This window comes from Shewanella sp. GD04112, assembly GCF_029835735.1.
Lineage (GTDB): Bacteria > Pseudomonadota > Gammaproteobacteria > Enterobacterales > Shewanellaceae > Shewanella.
In genome coordinates this window covers 2,621,558-2,638,962 of sequence record NZ_JAOEAL010000001.1, presented here as the reverse complement: position 1 = coordinate 2,638,962, position 17,405 = coordinate 2,621,558, and the positions used below count along the sequence as shown (strand labels likewise).

At 45.2% G+C, this 17,405-nt stretch carries 16 protein-coding genes; 14 read left to right on the top strand and 2 right to left on the bottom strand.

Going from position 1 to position 17,405, the window contains the following annotated elements:
* Positions 1-394: 394 nt before the first annotated feature.
* The 8 genes from N7386_RS11755 (at position 395) to N7386_RS11720 (ending at position 9,749) form a co-directional block, all read left to right on the top strand.
* Positions 395-1,360: a GGDEF domain-containing protein gene (locus N7386_RS11755; RefSeq protein WP_347815252.1), complete on the top strand. Its 966-nt coding sequence runs from the start codon at positions 395-397 to the stop codon at positions 1,358-1,360.
* Complete coding sequence (locus N7386_RS11750) at positions 1,360-2,514, top strand: AraC family transcriptional regulator (protein ID WP_279768620.1); 1,155 nt, start codon at positions 1,360-1,362, stop codon at positions 2,512-2,514. Before N7386_RS11755 ends, N7386_RS11750 begins: the two co-directional genes overlap by 1 nt.
* Positions 2,515-2,908: 394 nt before the next feature.
* Positions 2,909-4,117 carry a multidrug effflux MFS transporter gene (locus N7386_RS11745; protein WP_279768618.1) on the top strand — a complete coding sequence of 403 codons (1,209 nt, stop codon included), beginning with the start codon at positions 2,909-2,911 and terminating at the stop codon, positions 4,115-4,117.
* Positions 4,118-4,334: 217 nt separating this feature from the next.
* Complete coding sequence (locus N7386_RS11740) at positions 4,335-4,532, top strand: hypothetical protein (protein WP_166485356.1); 198 nt, start codon at positions 4,335-4,337, stop codon at positions 4,530-4,532.
* Positions 4,495-5,463: a helix-turn-helix domain-containing protein gene (locus N7386_RS11735; RefSeq protein ID WP_279768616.1), complete on the top strand. Its 969-nt coding sequence runs from the start codon at positions 4,495-4,497 to the stop codon at positions 5,461-5,463. The genes N7386_RS11740 and N7386_RS11735 overlap by 38 nt, the downstream gene beginning before the upstream one ends.
* Positions 5,460-6,662 (top strand): EAL domain-containing response regulator, encoded by a 1,203-nt coding sequence (locus tag N7386_RS11730; RefSeq protein ID WP_011717152.1) that lies wholly within the window; start codon positions 5,460-5,462, stop codon positions 6,660-6,662. The genes N7386_RS11735 and N7386_RS11730 overlap by 4 nt, the downstream gene beginning before the upstream one ends.
* Before the next feature lie 287 nt (positions 6,663-6,949).
* Complete coding sequence (locus tag N7386_RS11725; RefSeq protein WP_011717151.1) at positions 6,950-8,875, top strand: ATP-binding protein; 1,926 nt, start codon at positions 6,950-6,952, stop codon at positions 8,873-8,875.
* Positions 8,876-8,966: 91 nt separating this feature from the next.
* Positions 8,967-9,749, top strand: a complete 783-nt coding sequence (locus tag N7386_RS11720) for a CLCA_X family protein (protein WP_011717150.1) — start codon at positions 8,967-8,969, stop codon at positions 9,747-9,749.
* Positions 9,750-9,759: 10 nt separating this feature from the next.
* Here N7386_RS11720 and N7386_RS11715 read toward each other — a convergent pair whose 3' ends face one another.
* Together N7386_RS11715 and N7386_RS11710 are read right to left on the bottom strand one after the other, a co-directional pair.
* Positions 9,760-10,710, bottom strand: a complete 951-nt coding sequence (locus tag N7386_RS11715; protein ID WP_041412646.1) for a hypothetical protein — start codon at positions 10,708-10,710, stop codon at positions 9,760-9,762.
* A 292-nt stretch (positions 10,711-11,002) separates the two neighbouring features.
* Entirely contained in the window at positions 11,003-11,899 is an 897-nt protein-coding gene (locus tag N7386_RS11710; RefSeq protein WP_011717148.1) for an MBL fold metallo-hydrolase, read from the bottom strand.
* A gap of 202 nt (positions 11,900-12,101) precedes the next feature.
* Here N7386_RS11710 and N7386_RS11705 point away from each other — a divergent pair, with 202 nt between their 5' ends.
* From N7386_RS11705 to N7386_RS11680, 6 genes are all read left to right on the top strand, one after another.
* Positions 12,102-13,271, top strand: coding sequence for a PepSY-associated TM helix domain-containing protein (locus N7386_RS11705; protein WP_011717147.1), 1,170 nt, complete (start codon positions 12,102-12,104; stop codon positions 13,269-13,271).
* Positions 13,271-13,735, top strand: coding sequence for a hypothetical protein (locus N7386_RS11700; RefSeq protein ID WP_011717146.1), 465 nt, complete (start codon positions 13,271-13,273; stop codon positions 13,733-13,735). Before N7386_RS11705 ends, N7386_RS11700 begins: the two co-directional genes overlap by 1 nt.
* Positions 13,736-13,831: 96 nt before the next feature.
* Complete coding sequence (locus tag N7386_RS11695) at positions 13,832-14,098, top strand: hypothetical protein (RefSeq protein WP_011717145.1); 267 nt, start codon at positions 13,832-13,834, stop codon at positions 14,096-14,098.
* 1,037 nt (positions 14,099-15,135) lie between these two features.
* Entirely contained in the window at positions 15,136-15,438 is a 303-nt protein-coding gene (locus N7386_RS11690; RefSeq protein WP_011717144.1) for a hypothetical protein, read from the top strand.
* Between the two features lie 22 nt (positions 15,439-15,460).
* Positions 15,461-15,688 (top strand): hypothetical protein, encoded by a 228-nt coding sequence (locus N7386_RS11685; RefSeq protein ID WP_279768611.1) that lies wholly within the window; start codon positions 15,461-15,463, stop codon positions 15,686-15,688.
* Positions 15,689-15,715: 27 nt separating this feature from the next.
* Positions 15,716-17,271, top strand: a protein-coding gene (locus N7386_RS11680; protein WP_086937296.1) for an IS3-like element ISSpu6 family transposase whose coding sequence is annotated in 2 segments (ribosomal slippage) — positions 15,716-16,178 and positions 16,178-17,271 — 1,557 coding nt in all. Because the reading frame shifts where the segments join, the coding sequence is not laid out codon by codon here.
* Positions 17,272-17,405 lie beyond the last annotated feature (134 nt).

Sequence of the window (17,405 nt, the reverse complement as noted above, 5' to 3'; positions counted from 1 at the left end):
GCAATGATGCAGATATGAAGAGTATGATTGGCAATAATGGCTTTATTTATAAAGCGTTATATCGCTGTCGGTCGAAAAGCAAAGAGATGCAGCAAAGGTTTAGTAAAGCCCGCGCAGACATAGAGTTCAGCATCAATCAGCTCAATATGGTTTTTTTATCCTTACCACTGAAAAGTGCCTGAGCTAATTTGCCGCTGTGGTCGGCACGAATAGTATGTGGTTAAGATTTTTATTTTATTAAATTCAATACATTAAGTTTGATTTGTTTATGTTTATTAGTTGGGCGCCACTAAATGGCGTCACGGCGTTGTCATAAAAGCCCGCTAACTTGCCATCCCATAAAGCATTAACGTTGTATTTGCCCGTTTGGGCTTCACAGAACAAGGTGTGTATTTTGGGAACTTCTGCAAAATCATTACGGCTCGCCAGCGTCTATGGCTTAAGTCTGCTTATTATCTTTATCGTGCCGCTGTTTCTTTGGCAAAGCACCACGGCAAAAACCGTGGCGGCGGTGGATTGGTTTGATGTCATTACCGAGGGCGCCTTATTTATCCTCGGTATGTGTTGGTTGATGGTGATAGTGTCTGTTCGCCCCTCTGGCCGGGTGACAAATCTGTTGATCGCTGGCCTCTCAAGTTACTGCTTGGGCTGCTATTTAGATTTGCTGGATGAGATTTTTATCGTCAAAACCATTCCTGTATATAACTGGTTTGAAAAGATGCCCACGCCAGTTGGGCTGCTGGTGCTGACCTGTGGCCTATGGCTATGGCGAGATGAGCAAACCGTCGTCAATCGCCAGTTGCAAACTCGGGAGCAATTTCACCGTGAACATCAGTTAACCGATGGCTTAACCTTGCTCAATGATGCTAAAGCCTTTGAACATCATTTAATAAAACAATTATCGCAAAATCAAGCATTTGGTCTGATTATGCTTGATATCGATAATTTTCATCAATATAACCAAAATCAAGGGATTGAAGAGGGTGATAGGCTCTTGTCGCAGTTGGCATTGTGGTTAAGCTCAACCCTTAGGAATCAGGATTTAGTCTGTCGCTACGCTGGTGATCGCTTTATCATTCTGTTGCGCGGTGCGATACCGCCCCTAGTGAGTGTGATGGCGGAGCAGATACAGCAGGGTATTAGTGCGTTCGGTTGTAGCGCCTCCGTGGTCTGGGCACTGCCATCACCTAAAGTATTGCCGTTGCAAACGCATAAAACGTCTGCCAAGGAAGAGGCCGCTACGCTGCTGCAATTGTTGAATCAAAAAATGTCACAGCAAAAAGAGAGTCGTAGTCCGGCAGCTACACCGGCTCAAGCGAGTAACATTCAAAATTCGTCGACCTTGGGTGAGCTTAACTGATGCGCGCGCTCGCCACTTGGCAGGATAAATGTATCGACAGCCAATTGCTGGTGGCGAGCATCGTTGGGCTTTTTAAGCAACGTGGGCTCGATAGCGATAAGTTGTTACGGGGCACAGGGATTTTTACCGCAGACATTCGTAAACCCGATCACCTTATTAGTCCAAAGCAGTTATCTCGGCTGCTGGACAATGCCTTATCCCTGTGGCCAAGTGGTGATTTAAGTTTCTTATTGGGTCAGCTGTGGCTGCCATCCCAAAGTGGCGCGCTCACGGCGGGGATATTTTGCGCGCGGGATCTGAAGTCGCTCGGGCATTTTTGGCATAAATATCATTGGCTCACACAACCTTGGCTGCAAACTTGGCGCTGGCAAGGAGAGCAGGAATGGCACTTTCTACTCAGCCTCGACCTAGGTATGCAGCAGCACAAACAGTTTTTCATCGAATTAAGCCTGTCGTCCCTCACGGCATGCTGCAAACAATTACTTGGCCAAGCATGGCGCGGCAGTATCAGTTTTCCTTACCCCGCACCAGCGAACTTAGCCCATTACTATAAGTATTTCGGCACTGAGTTAAGTTTTAATGCGCCACTTTGCCGGATTTCGATGGCAAAATCCCTGTTGTGCCAACCTCTGTTGTTTGCAAGCCACTCCGAGACCCATGCGATCGATTTTGCAGGCTCCAAATATACAAAGCCGCCGAATAAGCTCGCTGCGTTGCAACCTTGGGATCACCCTAATGCGAGTACATTGGATCGCCATTTTAACGAGCCGCTTGCGAGTACTGTGTTAAGGCCGCAACTGACGATGGCCAAGAATGCCCGTCAAGCCTTGCTCGCGCATGGGTTTCGCCATGGATTAGCGGCTGGGATCCGCCTTAAATTGATGCAAAATACATTAAGCCTGCCGGAAATGGCGCAATTGTTAGAGATGAGTCCTGCCACGTTAAAACGGCGTCTTGGGGAGATGGGGCTGAGTTACGGACAATTAGTCGATGAATCCCGTTTGATTAAGGCGCTGTATTTTCTCGCCGAGCCAGAGCAGGATGCCAATAGCATTGCGCATTCCTTATCCTTCAGTGACGCCAGTAATTTTAGACGTTCCTTCAAACGCTGGACTGGCCAATTACCCGCCTATTTCCGCTTTTGGCTCGCCTAAGCAAGCGCGATAAGTATTTACGGCTCAAAACAGTAACAATTTCAACTGTTTTTGAATGGATATTCGCGATTTTGCATAATGGTTAGAAGAATCCCCGGAGTTATATTTTTATTTATGCAAATTAAAGCATATTCAGTCATTTATAAACTCAGTGGCGATTGGGGGCTGATTGGGGAATAAGTCATAGCAATCGAGGGGGGATTTGTGCCATGATCCGCCATCTTGTACTGCAAGATGCATGGTGACTCGTGCGGTAACAGGCGTTGTAATAAGTACGCAGCCAGAACAGTAATAAGTTATTCGACAGGTTAAAAACGGAGGTTAAAGATGAAGAGGGCGGTGCCTTTTATCCAATTATCGCTGTAAACATTCATAGCAATAATTGGATTTTAACATGACAAAAATTAATCAAAACCCGCAAGACCGCAAATGGAATTATACCTTTGCGTACTCACTTCTATTACTTATTCCCTTCGATTTACTCGCTTCTCTTGGCATGGATCTGTATCTGCCTGCCATCAATGATATTCGCCAGAGTTTTAGTGTTAGCCAAGGTCAAATGCAGCTGACTTTAACCCTCTATATGGCGATTTTAGGCTTAGGCCAGTTGCTATTTGGACCGCTATCCGACGCAATAGGGCGCAGGCGAGTGGTGATTGCCGGAGCCTTAGTTTACGCAGGTTCCAGTTTGGCGATGGCATTGACCGACAGCTTCAGTGTGTTTCTGCTCCTTCGGATTGTCCAGGCACTGAGCGCCTCGGCCGTGCTAGTGGCGGCATTTGCGACAGTGCGAGATGTGTTTGCCGATAGGGAAGAAGGCGTCGTTATCTATGCCATTATGGGCTCAGTGCTCGCGGCCGTGCCTGTGGTAGCACCTTTTATTGGCTCGCTTATCGATGGGCTTTGGCATTGGCGAGGGATCTTCTACACCTTAGCGATATTTGCTGCCCTAGTAGGCTTGCATGCCTTACTGAAATGGCCTGAAACCCGCCCAGCGCAGACCCATCCCTTTGAGTGGTCGAGATGTTTTAACATCATTCGCGCTAAGGCGTTTTTAGGCTATACCTTGGCCTACGCCACGGCCATGGGGGCCTTCTTTGTCTATTTTTCGGCATCACCGAGCATACTGATGGACAAATTAGGACTCGATAAGGTGACCTTTAGCCTGTGGTTTGGCTCGGTTGCGATAGTCATGATAATCACCACCCGCTTTGTTAAGCATCTTGTCAAACGTTGGGGCACACAGGGAACTGTGCTAAGAGGCTTGATTGGCATGATGCTAAGTAGCGGCTTATTGTATGGGCTGGAATGGCTAAATGGGCTGAGTTTACTTGGCTTTATGCTGCCTATGTATTTCATCGGAGTGCATATCGCCTTAACCTGCGCCGTAACCGCTAATGGTGCCTTAGCGGCGTTTTCCCATTCTGCGGGGCTGGCAACCGCTCTGTATTATGCCATTGAGAGTCTGTTCTTAAGTGCCTTAGTCAGTCTGTTGATTTGGCTGTTGCCCTCGGGTACTACGCTGGTGATCTGTAGTTATATTTTGATCTCGGCGTCACTATCACTGCTATTTATTCTCTCCATTAGAGCAGATAACAAATAGCCTCAGCTCCATTATCGTCCATTAAAAGCCGAGAATAGCTCGGCTTTTTTTGCATGCTTTATTGGTTGTTATTTGCTCGAAATTACCGTACGTATCACTAGACACTTTTTTTCGTTGTCCAATGTTACTGTGCCATGGTTTTAGGTTAAAGCTGGCATTTATACTGCAATTCCTGTGGCAAACGCATGGTTACGACTCGGAGCAAATGGAGGGACAAGTGATGCAAGAAGAGAAAATCACGGGGCTCTATTTTGTGGAAGAACAGCAACGCATTTGGATTATTTATACCCTAAGACATCCAGAGCCAATAGATGATGTGAACCATGAGACATATATGGAGCTGCTTGAGAAAATAAAAAAGACTGATGGAACACGTTATGATTTGTACGCCTATCTCCTATCCAAGCAAAACTAGTGCACAGACATTCTCCAATTTCTTAAAACACACTCGCACTGAAAACCAGTTGTCTCAGGAAGAGCTATGTTGCCAGCTACGGCAAAAGAGTTGTTTGTTCGATACCTTAGATGCCATCACTATCAGCCGCTGGGAACGCGGGGTGAATATTCCCTCATTGGCCAAGCAGGCGGAAATTGTCGAAATTTTTGGCTCTGAACTATTTGATATTTATCGTGAAGATAAAACGTTTATCCATGAAGGCTTATCACTGATCAATTTATTTGAGTCCAGTATCGAGCGTAGTGAACATCCTTACTATCGAAATAAACCCTATCGCGTCGAGTTTATTGATAGTCAGGATGACAACTTTATGACCTTGCTGCAGTTGAGCTTGGTTTATGAGAGTAATCCACGGCTTTCCTTGACGAATCGTCAATTAACTCAGCCCTTCATTTGCGGATTATCGCTGGTGGTCGCCTTTAGTTTTGGTGAGCAGATCGTGGGGCATAGTCTGTTTTGCCGCACTCAGGCTAAGGTTGCGCTCGAATTTATGAATGACGAGGTGGATTTATTCGAAGTCATAGGCCATCACTCCCAGTCGATTCCCGATACCTTGATGGTGTTTTCATCCTTTGGGGTGACGCCACATATTGAGAACTACATGATGTCTGTTTACCTCCATAAGATGGCCTTAAGTCGCTCGATCAAGTACTTAAGTTTTAGCATTTGTGATGAAGCCTTAAAGCGTAAACTCACCCAGTTTAAATTACCGCTTTTTAAGATCCGAACCTTAGATAACTATCATAAACCCTTAAAAAATTACTCCTTTTTTGCAAGTCGAACCGAAGTGATGGCGAATCGAAATTTGCTGAAATTGTCTGTCATTCCTTCGGCTAAGTCACAGACAATCGATCCCATTTTCTTTATGCAGTTAGGGACCAGCATATGAATATACTTATCATCGATGATCAAAAATTTATCCGTGAGACGCTCAAAGCAGATATTCATCGGTATTTAGCTGAGGACGATATCCATATTTATGAGGCGAGTAATGGCAACCAAGGGATAGAGTTGCTGATGGCGCTGGATGTATCACTCGACTTAGTGATTATCGATTTAAAAATGGAGCAGGGGGATGGTATCGCTGTCATTAATATGCTGGCGACAACGCCTCGTTGGCTGACTGTGCCTATTGCGGTGATCAGTTCCTCCGATAAACGCACACTGGAATTGGTTGATTGCATTATTCATACCTTGAGACTCAACTTGGTTGGCGTGTTTGCCAAACCTGTTAATGCGAGCGATATCTTAACCCCATTACTGGCAACAGAAGCCGAAGATATTGAGCCAGACAATCAGGCTAATCGACGTCAGCGGCATGCAAATATCAATGTGCAGCAACTACTTAAAGATGAGCAGTTGATCCTCTGTTATCAGCCTAAGATTAACTTAATCACTCAGGAAATCGTGGGGTTTGAGGTGTTATCGCGACTGTGCGATCGTCATCATGGGTATATTTACCCCGATGCGTTTTTACCCTTAATCAATCAGCAGGGCCTAAATAGCGTTTTCACTCGTATGGTGATTTCTCAAGCGTTGCAATGTTGGTTACGTCAGCCTCTCTTAGCCAAGTATTCACTATCGATTAATATTACTGCCGACGATCTTACCTGCGATGAGTTGATTGAATACATTATTGAATCAAGCCGGAATCATGATGGTATTCGGTTGATGTTAGAGTTGACCGAATCCCAAGAGATCATCAATCAGGATAGAGTGCTCAATTCAATTGCACGGCTGATTATTAACAATATTGATATTTCCCTCGATGATTTTGGCAAAAGCTATTCCACCTACGATCGCCTCGATGCTATTCCGTTTAAAGAAATCAAAATCGATAAAAGTTTTGTCTCTGATATGGATATCAATCATCAACATTATCTGATTGTTGAGTCAACCATTGCCCTTGCGCAGAAGATGCATGTCAAAGTGGTCGCAGAGGGGGTAGAAACAGCGGCCATTGAGGCTATTTTGACTGCCCTAGGATGTGATGTGGCACAAGGCTATTTGTATAGCCCTCCCATTGAAGGTCGATATCTTATTGACTGGATAGGCCAATATCAGGGCGAATTAATGCATGCACAGTGATGTATTGGAGCCTCAAGTACGGCGGGCAGTATGGTTTTTTATGAGCCAATACTCCCCCGTTCAACAGCAAGTGCTTAGGCGAGCCTTACTCACTGAACTTGACTGTTTACATCATCAACTGATGCAACTCACTTTAGGTGAGAGTATTGCTGAACTTAAACATAGTTTTTTAGGTATAACCCGTTGTCTCGCCTTACACGAGATCTTATCCGTCCCAAGCATAACATCCATCGAACCCTTGATGGCGCGAGTCAGACTATTGCTTAAGGTTGTTCGGGAGGAAAACCATGGGCAGTAAATATACTCCGAGTATTCATTTGTTAACGGGATTACTGGTTACCTTGCTATTGATTTGTTTGACTCTGGCCCATACAACCCACGAGTTTAAAGCGGTTTATCAAAAAAAAGCTCAAGCAGTATTCGCCTCATCTCAGGATATGTTTTTACAGCATCGCATAATGCTGGATGCGCTCAGATCGTTTTTTCATGCATCAGAGGCGGTGTCACCCCAAGAGTTTGAAATCTTTGCTAAAGATCTATTGAGGATAAAATCGGCGCTGGCTTTTACTTTAAGACCGGATCTTCAACTTGCGTATCTCTCGGATCCTTCTCGACTCTCCGAGTTGCAACGGCTACAACTGCATCGCACTGAGCAAGGCGAGCTACAGGCTCAATTAATGGATTATCTCCTCGTCTCCCTTAAGATTGATGAACCTAACATGCCTTATCTTATCTATGCCATCTCGCAAAAAAGGATTTTGACCCGCATCGATCAGGAACAAAACATTTGCGTAACCTATCAATTTGAGCACTCGATAGTGCGAAGTTCAGCCTGTGACAAGCCTCCTGCAGTAGGCTTTTGGCGGCTATTTACTTATTCCGATGAGCAGTTTGTGGTACTGAGCGAATATCAGACTCAGTTTAATCTACAGGTTTACTACCAAGTTCCTCGTGCCGAAGTGATTGAAATCTTGGTGATTATCCTTTCTATTGCGTCGCTCGGGCTGGCATTTTCAGTGCTGTGGTTTGTGAAAGCGAGGCATCGACAAGTAGTACAACGTATTGAGTGCGAAAACCGCTCTAAGTTAGCGTTACTCGCCAGTATTAACCACGAGATCCGAACACCAATTAACGCATTACTCGGTTATAGCAAGCTGTTAAAGAAAACCCTCTCGCGACAGGAGGCGCAATTAAGGTTGCATCATGCAGAGCAAGAAGATAAAGCATTAAGTACGATCGTCGATAAAATGATCTGGTCAGCGAATTTACTCTATTCAGTTGCCGAAAATACCTTAAATTACAGTAAGGCTGAGGTGGGAAAGCTACAGCTTGACCAACACCCTGTGAACCTACGGGAATATGTCGAGCGAATTCAAGAATACTATCGAGCCTTTAATAGCACTTCAGGTAAAACCCTTAGTGTGACTATTAGTGATACCTTACCGGACTGGCTGGTGCTGGATGGCACTAAACTGTTCCAACTCATTACTAACATTATTAATAATGCCTTTAAATACAGTACTGGCGAGCAAGTGCATTGTTATATGGATTTGCCCATGTTATCTCTACAAGTTTCGACTTCCCCCATGTTAAGGATATTAATCCGCGATTTTGGTGAAGGCATGTCTTGGCGGGCAAAACAGGCTTTGGATGAGCCCTTTAATTATCAATCGGTATCAAGTCACGGCATATCAGGAATGGGGCTTGGGTTATATACCTGTAAGCGCTTATTAGAGCAGATAGGTGGGAAATTACGTTTACGCAGCCAGGAAGGGCAAGGCACTACCGTACTGTTGCGCTTTCCCTGTCAATTGCATTGCGGGGTGCCAGTGCCAACAAATCACTATGCACAGCAGTCATTACTTTTGGTCGACGATAATTTATTTAATCTTGAGATTTGCCGTAGTGTGCTCGAGTCGCATTTTACGCATATTCACAGTGCTGATCGGGCTGAAGAGGCTTTAAGATTATTTAGCACCCAGCGACCATTTATCGTGATTGTCGATTACCGCTTAAAGGATACGGACGGGTTAGCCTTAATCAAGCAAATGGTTATCGCCCAAGCTGAGCATTTTTGGGCATGTCAGTTCTTTATGCTATCAGCGAATGATCGCCACGAGATCCCTGATTTGGCACAGTTCCCTGAGGTGATCTTTATGCAAAAGCCCTTTAGCCTCGAAGTGTTCTTTAGCAAATTAGCGGTGGTTCAATAGAAGTAAGATTGTTGTCTGTGAAGCTATAAATCGATTCTGCTTTCACATAGAATCACTTCCATACTATGTTCACCCACGACTTTAACCGATAGTGTTACTCCATCAGCAATATACCCGCCATGGCCCCGATTATCGCTTCGGGGAGCAAATGACCTTTCTGGATGTAAAGCAAACCTTTGGTTTTAGCCATGTACGTGTGGGGCGTTGGGTTACGCGGGAAGAGTCATTGATTGCCGCGAATTTAGTGTTTGATTCGCTTGCCGATCTTGCTTTTATCCTCAATTTACCGCCGTTGACTTTAGGGTTGAGGCAAACCCTAAGCCTTGCTTTTGGCCATGGTGGACAAAAGGGCGTGCAGGCTCACTATGCGCCAGGGGCGCGAGAGCTGGCGTTAGCCAAAAATGCGGGTGCTGGGGCGCTGGCCCATGAGTTTTGGCATGCCTTTGACCATTATGTGGCACTCAAGGCGTTTTCACGAGTCTCGGGGCGTTTTAAGTGTGCTAGCGATCTTTGGCTTGCGGATCTGCCACTTATCGAGCATCCGCTCAATCAGCGGTTGGCCGAAATTTTTAGGGTGACATTACTCTCCGAGGACAATTTGGAGCCAAGCGATTATGTGCGTCGCGCCATAGCCTTAGATAAGCGTTATGGCGCGCAGTATTTTGCTAAACCGACGGAAATGATGGCCCGCGCGTTTGAAGCTTGCATCGAATCCTATCAAGGGATCCAAAATCCCTATTTAGTCTCTGGCACGCACCATTCTGCGTTGGCGAAGGAAGGGGCTTATCCCGATGAGCAGCATAGGCTGCGTATCTTTAATGCTTTGATTGCTTACTTTGAGCCATTAGGCATGGCCTTAGGGAAAGCGGGATAAGCTGACTGGCTTAGTCCGCGAGTTGCTGACAGTAGGCCAGCTGGTGGCGAATCGCATCGAGATATTGCGAGGCGTGATAATCCATCAGGTACCAAGGACTCGTTTGGCTTTCGGGAAGATGATTAAAGAATAAAGGCTCGCTCGCTTTAAGTTTGCTGTGATCGGCACATTGTTGCCAAATCTCATAAGGCGTGTGTGCAAGGGTCGCTAAGTGGTGACGTAGGGTTTGTTTAGTCTCCTCGCTTACACTTGGGGCGAGGTTGGATTGTCTGAGTAATTCCAGCTGTTCGAAGGGATCCTCAGATAAAGTCTGTTTATTCTTACTGCTATCTGTTTCACTGACTTCATCTGTTTCACAGTCCTTAGACATTGGCTCCCAAGGCATCAATGTAAACTCGACCCAATCTAAGCGTTCACACAACAGCGTCTTTGCGATTCTTCTTTCCCCTAGCCAGTTATGCACCATGCAGGGTAAATGGAGTGTCTCCGGCAGTTCAATACTGCGCTGTAAGCTTGGCAACAGCGACATCCGCTGAACCTGTACGTGATTCGCCAATTGCAGCATGAGTACAACTGTCGTTAAGCCTGAAGATGGCCAACAACCAAGGGATGCGGTGAGATCGGTAGCGACTTGTGTCAATGCTTTCGCCAGTTGCACAGCTTGCGGATGACCTTGAACTTCAAAGGCATACTGCGACTCAGCAAAGCCGCCATTGGCAATATTGACCACTTGACCTTGGGGAGCATTCTGCTGCGACCACTGCGTGCCATTAAAGATAAAAGTGAGGCCTTCGGCCGCGGGCTGCCACTCGCCAGAGGCATTGCCAATAATGGTCACTTGCTCAAGCTTAAGTTGCTCTGCGAGTGTGCGAAGGCAAATCCTAGGTTGTGGCTCAGCCAATTGACGGTGCATATGCGTATGGGACTGAGGCGCATCGGCTAAGGGCTGTGGATAGGACATACTCGCAAGGACTCTCTAAAACAAAGATGGGTATTGTAGCGGATCTTCTGTTTTGACTAAAGAATTATTCCCCCGAAGCGACAGGCAAGCTAATTGATAAAATTTCATAATAACAGTACGTTAGACCGTTTTTGTTTCGGCTTTTCTCCCTGGTTAATCTCCTCAAGCGTAGGTTGATGTATTTAGGATTGAGGGCTATTGAGCTGCGAATAGTATTGCCCGCTAAGCCGTTGGAGCCTTTGTTTTGTAAACTCTAGCTATGAACTTTCGTCCTCAAAATAGTATTTATCCGTTATTTTCCCGATGTTTGACGTTCTTTTTCTATCACGGCAATGGTACGTTCGATAAATTTCCTCAAGGCTTTTGGCGGCAGAAAAGGGGATTTGCCCTCCTGATTAAAGCGCGCAACCCGCTCTGCGATCTGTGGATGTTGGGTTATCTGTTCCACACTCTTGCCTGAGTCAATTAGCGACTCGATATGTTGCACCCAGTCATTGGTGTTTTGCTGAAAGCGGCGCAGGGATGCCTTACTACTTGGCTTACCATGGCCAGGTACGATAAGGCTGTCCTCATTACCTATGGCTAAAATATGGTTGATGGCGGCATTAAATCCGCTAATACCACCAGCATAAAAAGTCGGATGCCAGCTGTTATCGACAATATCGCCGACAAACAGGCTGTTGCTCCATGGATGAAAATAAATCCAGTCAGCTGATGAATGGGATGATACTTGGGTGGCCAATATATCGGTTATCACGGGTTGCATTGGCACAGTTTTTTGCGCTGCCACCGTGTTCTGCATCTGGGCTGTATTTTGCAACGGTACTTTTAGTGAAGATACGTTTTGCGATGGAACTGTGTCTTGCGTTGGCACTAGGCTCGCACCCTGTTGGATAAAGTGCTGATTACCGCCGGTATGATCGGCGTGTTCATGGGTATTTAAGATGAATTTAACGGGTTTGACATAGAGAGATTGAATCGCATCATCCAGAGCACCTAAGTGTTCATCCCCAGGCATAGGATCGATAAGCACTAAACCATCCTGCGTCAATATCAGTCCAATATTGGTGCCGTAATCTATGCCTTTTAAAAGATGTACTTGTTCAGAGACTCGCTCAACACTGATCGAATTGGCTTGAACAATGAAGCTATACGTTAAAAGAACGAGGGTAGCGAATACCTTATGCATAGTGAAATCACTCTCTGGTTTAGCCTAATCGATGGGTTCTTTAAGCATTATCGACCGCATTCGAGTTGCGAGCTATTGCGCAACTCGGCCTAATTTGTGACAAATCTTATAAACCTATCGTATTATCAATATGCTGTATTGATAACAATTCGCATTACCTTTACACTGTTGTGATTCTAAAAGAGGTAGGAAACAATCCCCCATGGCGAAAATAAGTAATCGCTTCTGGTTTATGTTACACGGTTGGGTATCTTTGCCCATCTGGATTTTATTCAGTTTTATCTGTTTAACGGGCACTGTGGCCGTGTTGAGTCATGAGTTGACTTGGCTGACCAATCCAGCGGCTCGTGCGACTAATCCTAACGAATTACCCGCAAAACCCGTTGACGAGTTGATGCTGGTGGTCGAAAAGGCGTATCCAAATGCGCAAGTGATGGGGGCAATGACCCTTGAGCCTTATTTAGTCAATGCCATTACCTTTACCGATGCCGATAAACCCTATGCCATCGCCTATGTGAATCAATATACGGGCGAGATCCAGCAGATCAATGAAGGGTTAACCTTTATCGGTTTTATGCGCTCATTACATGGTTGGTTGTTGTTCCCCTGGCAGAGCGGTTATAGCGTGGGCTATTACCTTGTGTGCTCTATGGCACTTTTGATGCTTGCCTCATTGATAACGGGACTCATCGTTTATAAACGTTTTTGGCGCAGCTTTTTTGCACCAAAACTTAGACTCACCCAAGGGAAGAAGACTCTATTGTCGGATCTGCATAAATTATCCGGCGTCTGGTCGATTTGGTTTATCGCGATTATGAGCCTCACAGGGCTGTGGTATTTAGTCCAAGCCATCTTTTGGCATGCCGATATCGATATTGAATCCCATGCGCCTATGATTGCCGCCGAGCAAGTGCCTTTGATGCAAGCTGGCGATACGCAACTGCCAAGCGCGAATGTCTCTTTTACTGAGGCCTTAAGTTTAGCCAAGCAGCGTTTCCCCGATTTTCAACCAAGCTATGTGATGCTGCCTGAACATCAACGGGATATGTACCATTTAAGTGGTAGTGGCGATCATATTTTTTACGATCAATATTCCTATAGTCTCAGCATTAATCCATGGACTGGTGAAATTGCCAGTGCTACCTCGCCAGAAACCATGACAGGTATGCAAACCTTAATGCATATTGCCGATCCGCTGCATTACGGCACCTTAGCTGGTATTTGGACTAAATTGATTTGGTTCTTCTTTGGACTGGTGCTTTCTGGGATGTCGATCACTGGTTTTATGATGTGGGGATTGCGCCATGTCCGCGCCTTTAAACAGGCCGAAACCAAAGACTTAGCCGCAGATATGATAGGGGAGGCTCGCTAATGGCATCATCGGTATTTTGGCTAAAGCATAAATATAAGCTCAGTGGCTTGATTTTGATTTTACCCTTTGTGTTTCTCTATCAGTCGCTTAGCCCAAGCTTTCCGCCCGCTTGGCCGAGCCAGCAGCTTGGTGAATTTAAAATCGCGCCAATGCCCTTAGATTTAAAGGCGCCTTACAAACACCACGATGATTACGTAAAAGATTTTATGTTGATCTTTGAACAGGGTGATGTCGCCCATATTCGCCAAGGTTATGCCAATATCGGCCCAGAGGCCTTGCCATTAGAAGTCCTGCAAAAAGGCGAAAATGGTGTGTTGCATGGCAGCAAACATGGCCAGCATGTGCATGCGATAACCGGCGCTAAGTTAGCGGCAACGGACAGCCTGTGGGTGTCGATTCAAAATTGGCAGGGCGAATGGTTAGTCAGCCAATGGCCTATCCCCGAGGCAGTGTTAGTTCAGTAATACCGCTAGCAAATTGTTTGCAGTAAAACCGCCCTCAGGTGCAAACTGTGCTTGAGGGTTATTTTTATCGGATAGGTTTACTGCAAAGGATTGGATATGGCATTTACTCAAACGGAACTCGCGTTAATCGCTGCCGCGAAACAAAAAGTGCAGATGGCGCAGCGAGTGCGTGTTGGGGTGATTATGTTGCTTATCTTAGGCACGCTTACGTTGCTGGCAGGATTTTGGAACCATCCGTACGCGATTTATATTGCCTTTGCGCTGGTGGTGTTTGCGGTAGCGCTACCCCAGTTTGGCCAGGGACCCAAATATGAAGAATTGCTCGCCCTATTGCAGCAAAAAGCCGCTCAGCAAAACGATTAACCTGCACCACAAGGTTAATATCAATAGTGCTAAGAACTGTGCTAATGACAGCGCTAATAACGAAGGGCTTTCAGCAAAATCTTAACTAGCCTGAAAGTATTCTCTAGCCTAAAATCCCTTGTTACTTACTCATTCCGTTAGTGAAAGCACTTAACGACAGCCTTGTAGCGCCCTTACTCTTCGGGATAGACCTTTTCCTTAAACTCACATTATATTTACTAAAAATGCATTCTCTTTGGTGGGTGAGTGAGTGTGTACCTAGCTATAACAGGCTCTATAGATAGTTTAGATGCTTATAATTCATTACAAATATTTTATATTTTTGTATAGATAGTCTTTTTTGACTCGAAATCATAGAAAATATCACCTGATTTTCTTTACAAAAAACAATAACAAATGAACCCAATGCCCAATTTAACTTTTTAGTTTAAAAGACTAGCAAGGCATGGTTTAGCTGTCTATAGCCACTGATTTCCTAAATACCTTTTAGTTAGATTAGGGGGTCTTGGCGGTTTACTATAGTAACGGTATTTAGGTTGCTCCTTCATTGGAGGATTGTTAACATCAATATCGCGGAAGAACATAAAATGGCTGAGGTATATGATGAGTGAGCTACAACTATGGTCTATCTTAATTATGTTCGTGACACTCGGTTTAGTTATCGCATCCGGAGTGATCTTATACAAAGGGTTCAAGGAATAGCTCTTACTCAACAAAACCGAATCAAGGGCTTTAGTTTTATGTGCTACAGGCAACAAATTGATTTCGTTAGACAATAATGTGATTTGCTACTAACCCGGTAAACTTATTGCTCTTATAGGTTGAGCAACCATGCGGTTAACTTTACCAAGTATAATAGCCATCTCTGGGAACATAATGCTGGGTCTCAATGTGTAAAGTAGGCCACCCCAGATAAATCAGACAACCTTATTTTCTTGGATATATTAGCTCTATTCTGGTGCTCGACTCCTTCCTAGTGAGCCCGCTATCTAGCAACCTAAACATTTTGAAAATGTTTAAAATCAAGGAGGTGAATTGTGAATAACAAAGTTAAAGGAATTCCATTTGCAGAAGTTAAAGCTGCTGCGCTCGCCGATCCTACCGTTCTTGATGCTTACTTGCGTGAACAAGGCGCACTATCAAATCGAGTTGATGTTGAAATGTTTATTACTAAGCTAATGACAGCCTTAAACGACCTTCCTAAAAAGGATATTGATGTATGTGATTTGGCTAATGAGGTAGGTATAGCTATTGCCTCATTAGCCGGTAGTGAAAAGCATATAGAAAGAGAGTGTCTTAGTGGAATTAAGCATGGCTTTTCAATGATTAGAGAAGAATGAATTGTGATCGGGAGGTTTTTTAATGGATAAAACATCGTTGAATGCGTTTTGGGCCCATGCGTTGCCTTGTGTGATCATCTCATCTTGTATGCTAGGTTTTGCCTGGCTTGCGATTCAAGAGTCAGATGTCATCTCATCGATCAACTATCTTGTGACGGCCTCCGTTTCGTTTACTTTTACGACGATAGGTTATTGGGGGTATCCCCCTGTGTCAGGATTGTTGTCACCCCTAAATAATCATTATGTTTAAAGACAGGGTGCGGCAAAAGAGAACGATATGGCTCGGTATTCACCAGAACGTAAAGAAGCGATCCTTAAAAAATTATTACCTCCTCACAACTTAACGGTCGCAGAGGTCGCTCGGGAAGAAGGCATCGCGGTGCAAACCTTGTATCATTGGCGAGATATTGCCAGAAAAGAAGGTCGCCCCGTGCCAGGTAAAACATTAACAGCCGATGATTGGTCGGCTGAAGCAAAACTTGCCGTGATTATTGAAACAGCGCCGCTGTCGGAAGCGGAGATAAACCAGTATTGCCGTGAAAAGGGCTTGTTCCGCGAGCAAGTACAGCAGTGGAAACAGGATTGTTTAGCTGGTTTTCAAACCTCAGAAGTACAAACTAAAACCATTAAACAGCAGGCTAAGGCTGACAAAGCCGAAATCAAATCGCTGCAACGGGAATTGCGCTATAAGGAGAAAGCGCTGGCTGAAGCTGCTGCGTTACTGGTGCTCAGAAAAAAGCTCAATGCGCTCTGGGGGGACGACAGCGAGGAGAGCTAACCCCCTTGCCTGAGCGCATAGCATTGATTGCCTTAATCCAAGAGGCCTATACCAATGGTGCTCGCCTTTATAAGGCTTGTGCTGAAACGGGCCTCAGTAAGCGTACCTATCGACGTTGGTATCGAGAAGGTCAAGTGCAAGCTGATTTAAGGCCAACAGCAGCTCGACCAGAGCCAGCAAATAAACTCGAAGAACATGAGCGACAACAGATATTAAGTGTGTGCAATCAAGCGGAGTACGCCAGCTTACCCCCGTCGCAAATTGTGCCAACATTATTAGATAACGGGATTTATATCGCCTCGGAATCCAGCTTCTACAGAGTGTTAAATGCTCATGGTCAACTTAACCATCGTGGCCGCACTCAGGCTGCGGTCAATCGAAGCAAACCGTTGAGTTATCGGGCAGATGGGCCGAATCAAGTGTGGTCATGGGACATCACTTATTTAGCCTCAATCGTCAAAGGCCAGTTCTACTATTTGTACCTGTTTGAAGATATTTACAGTAGAAAAATAGTGGGTTACGAAGTTCATGAGCAAGAAAGTGGGGAATATGCCGCTGCGCTAATCCAACGCTGTCTGTTACGCGAGCAATGCTTTAACACGCCATTAGTGCTGCATTCTGATAATGGGGCGCCGATGAAGTCACTGACCATGAAAGCCAAGCTGGAAGAGCTTGGTATTACGGCATCATTAAGTCGGCCGCGGGTGAGTAATGACAACCCCTTTTCAGAGTCGTTATTTAAAACGTTGAAATACCGCCCACAGTGGCCGGCATCAGGTTTTAGCTGCTTAGCAACAGCAAGAGAATGGGTGGAAAAGTTTGTAACCTGGTACAACGATGAGCATAAACACAGCCAGCTAAATTTTGTCTCACCAGGGCAACGTCATGCACTGCAAGATGGCGCTATTTTAGCGAAGCGCAAGAAAGTGCTTGAGGCGGCGAAGGAAAGAAAACCGATGCGTTGGTCTACAGAGATCAGAAATTGTGAAGCGGTTGGCGCTGTAACACTCAACCCAGATAAGGCACCAGAAGAAGGCGTAATAAATGCAGCTTAATATTTAAACAAAGAGTGACAACTATCTTGAAAAACACCGGTATTGTAAATATTACGCTTCCAAAAAAACACATAGTGTATTATATGCTGCTGTTTACACTATTTTATTTCCATTTCTTTATCTACCAAGTATTT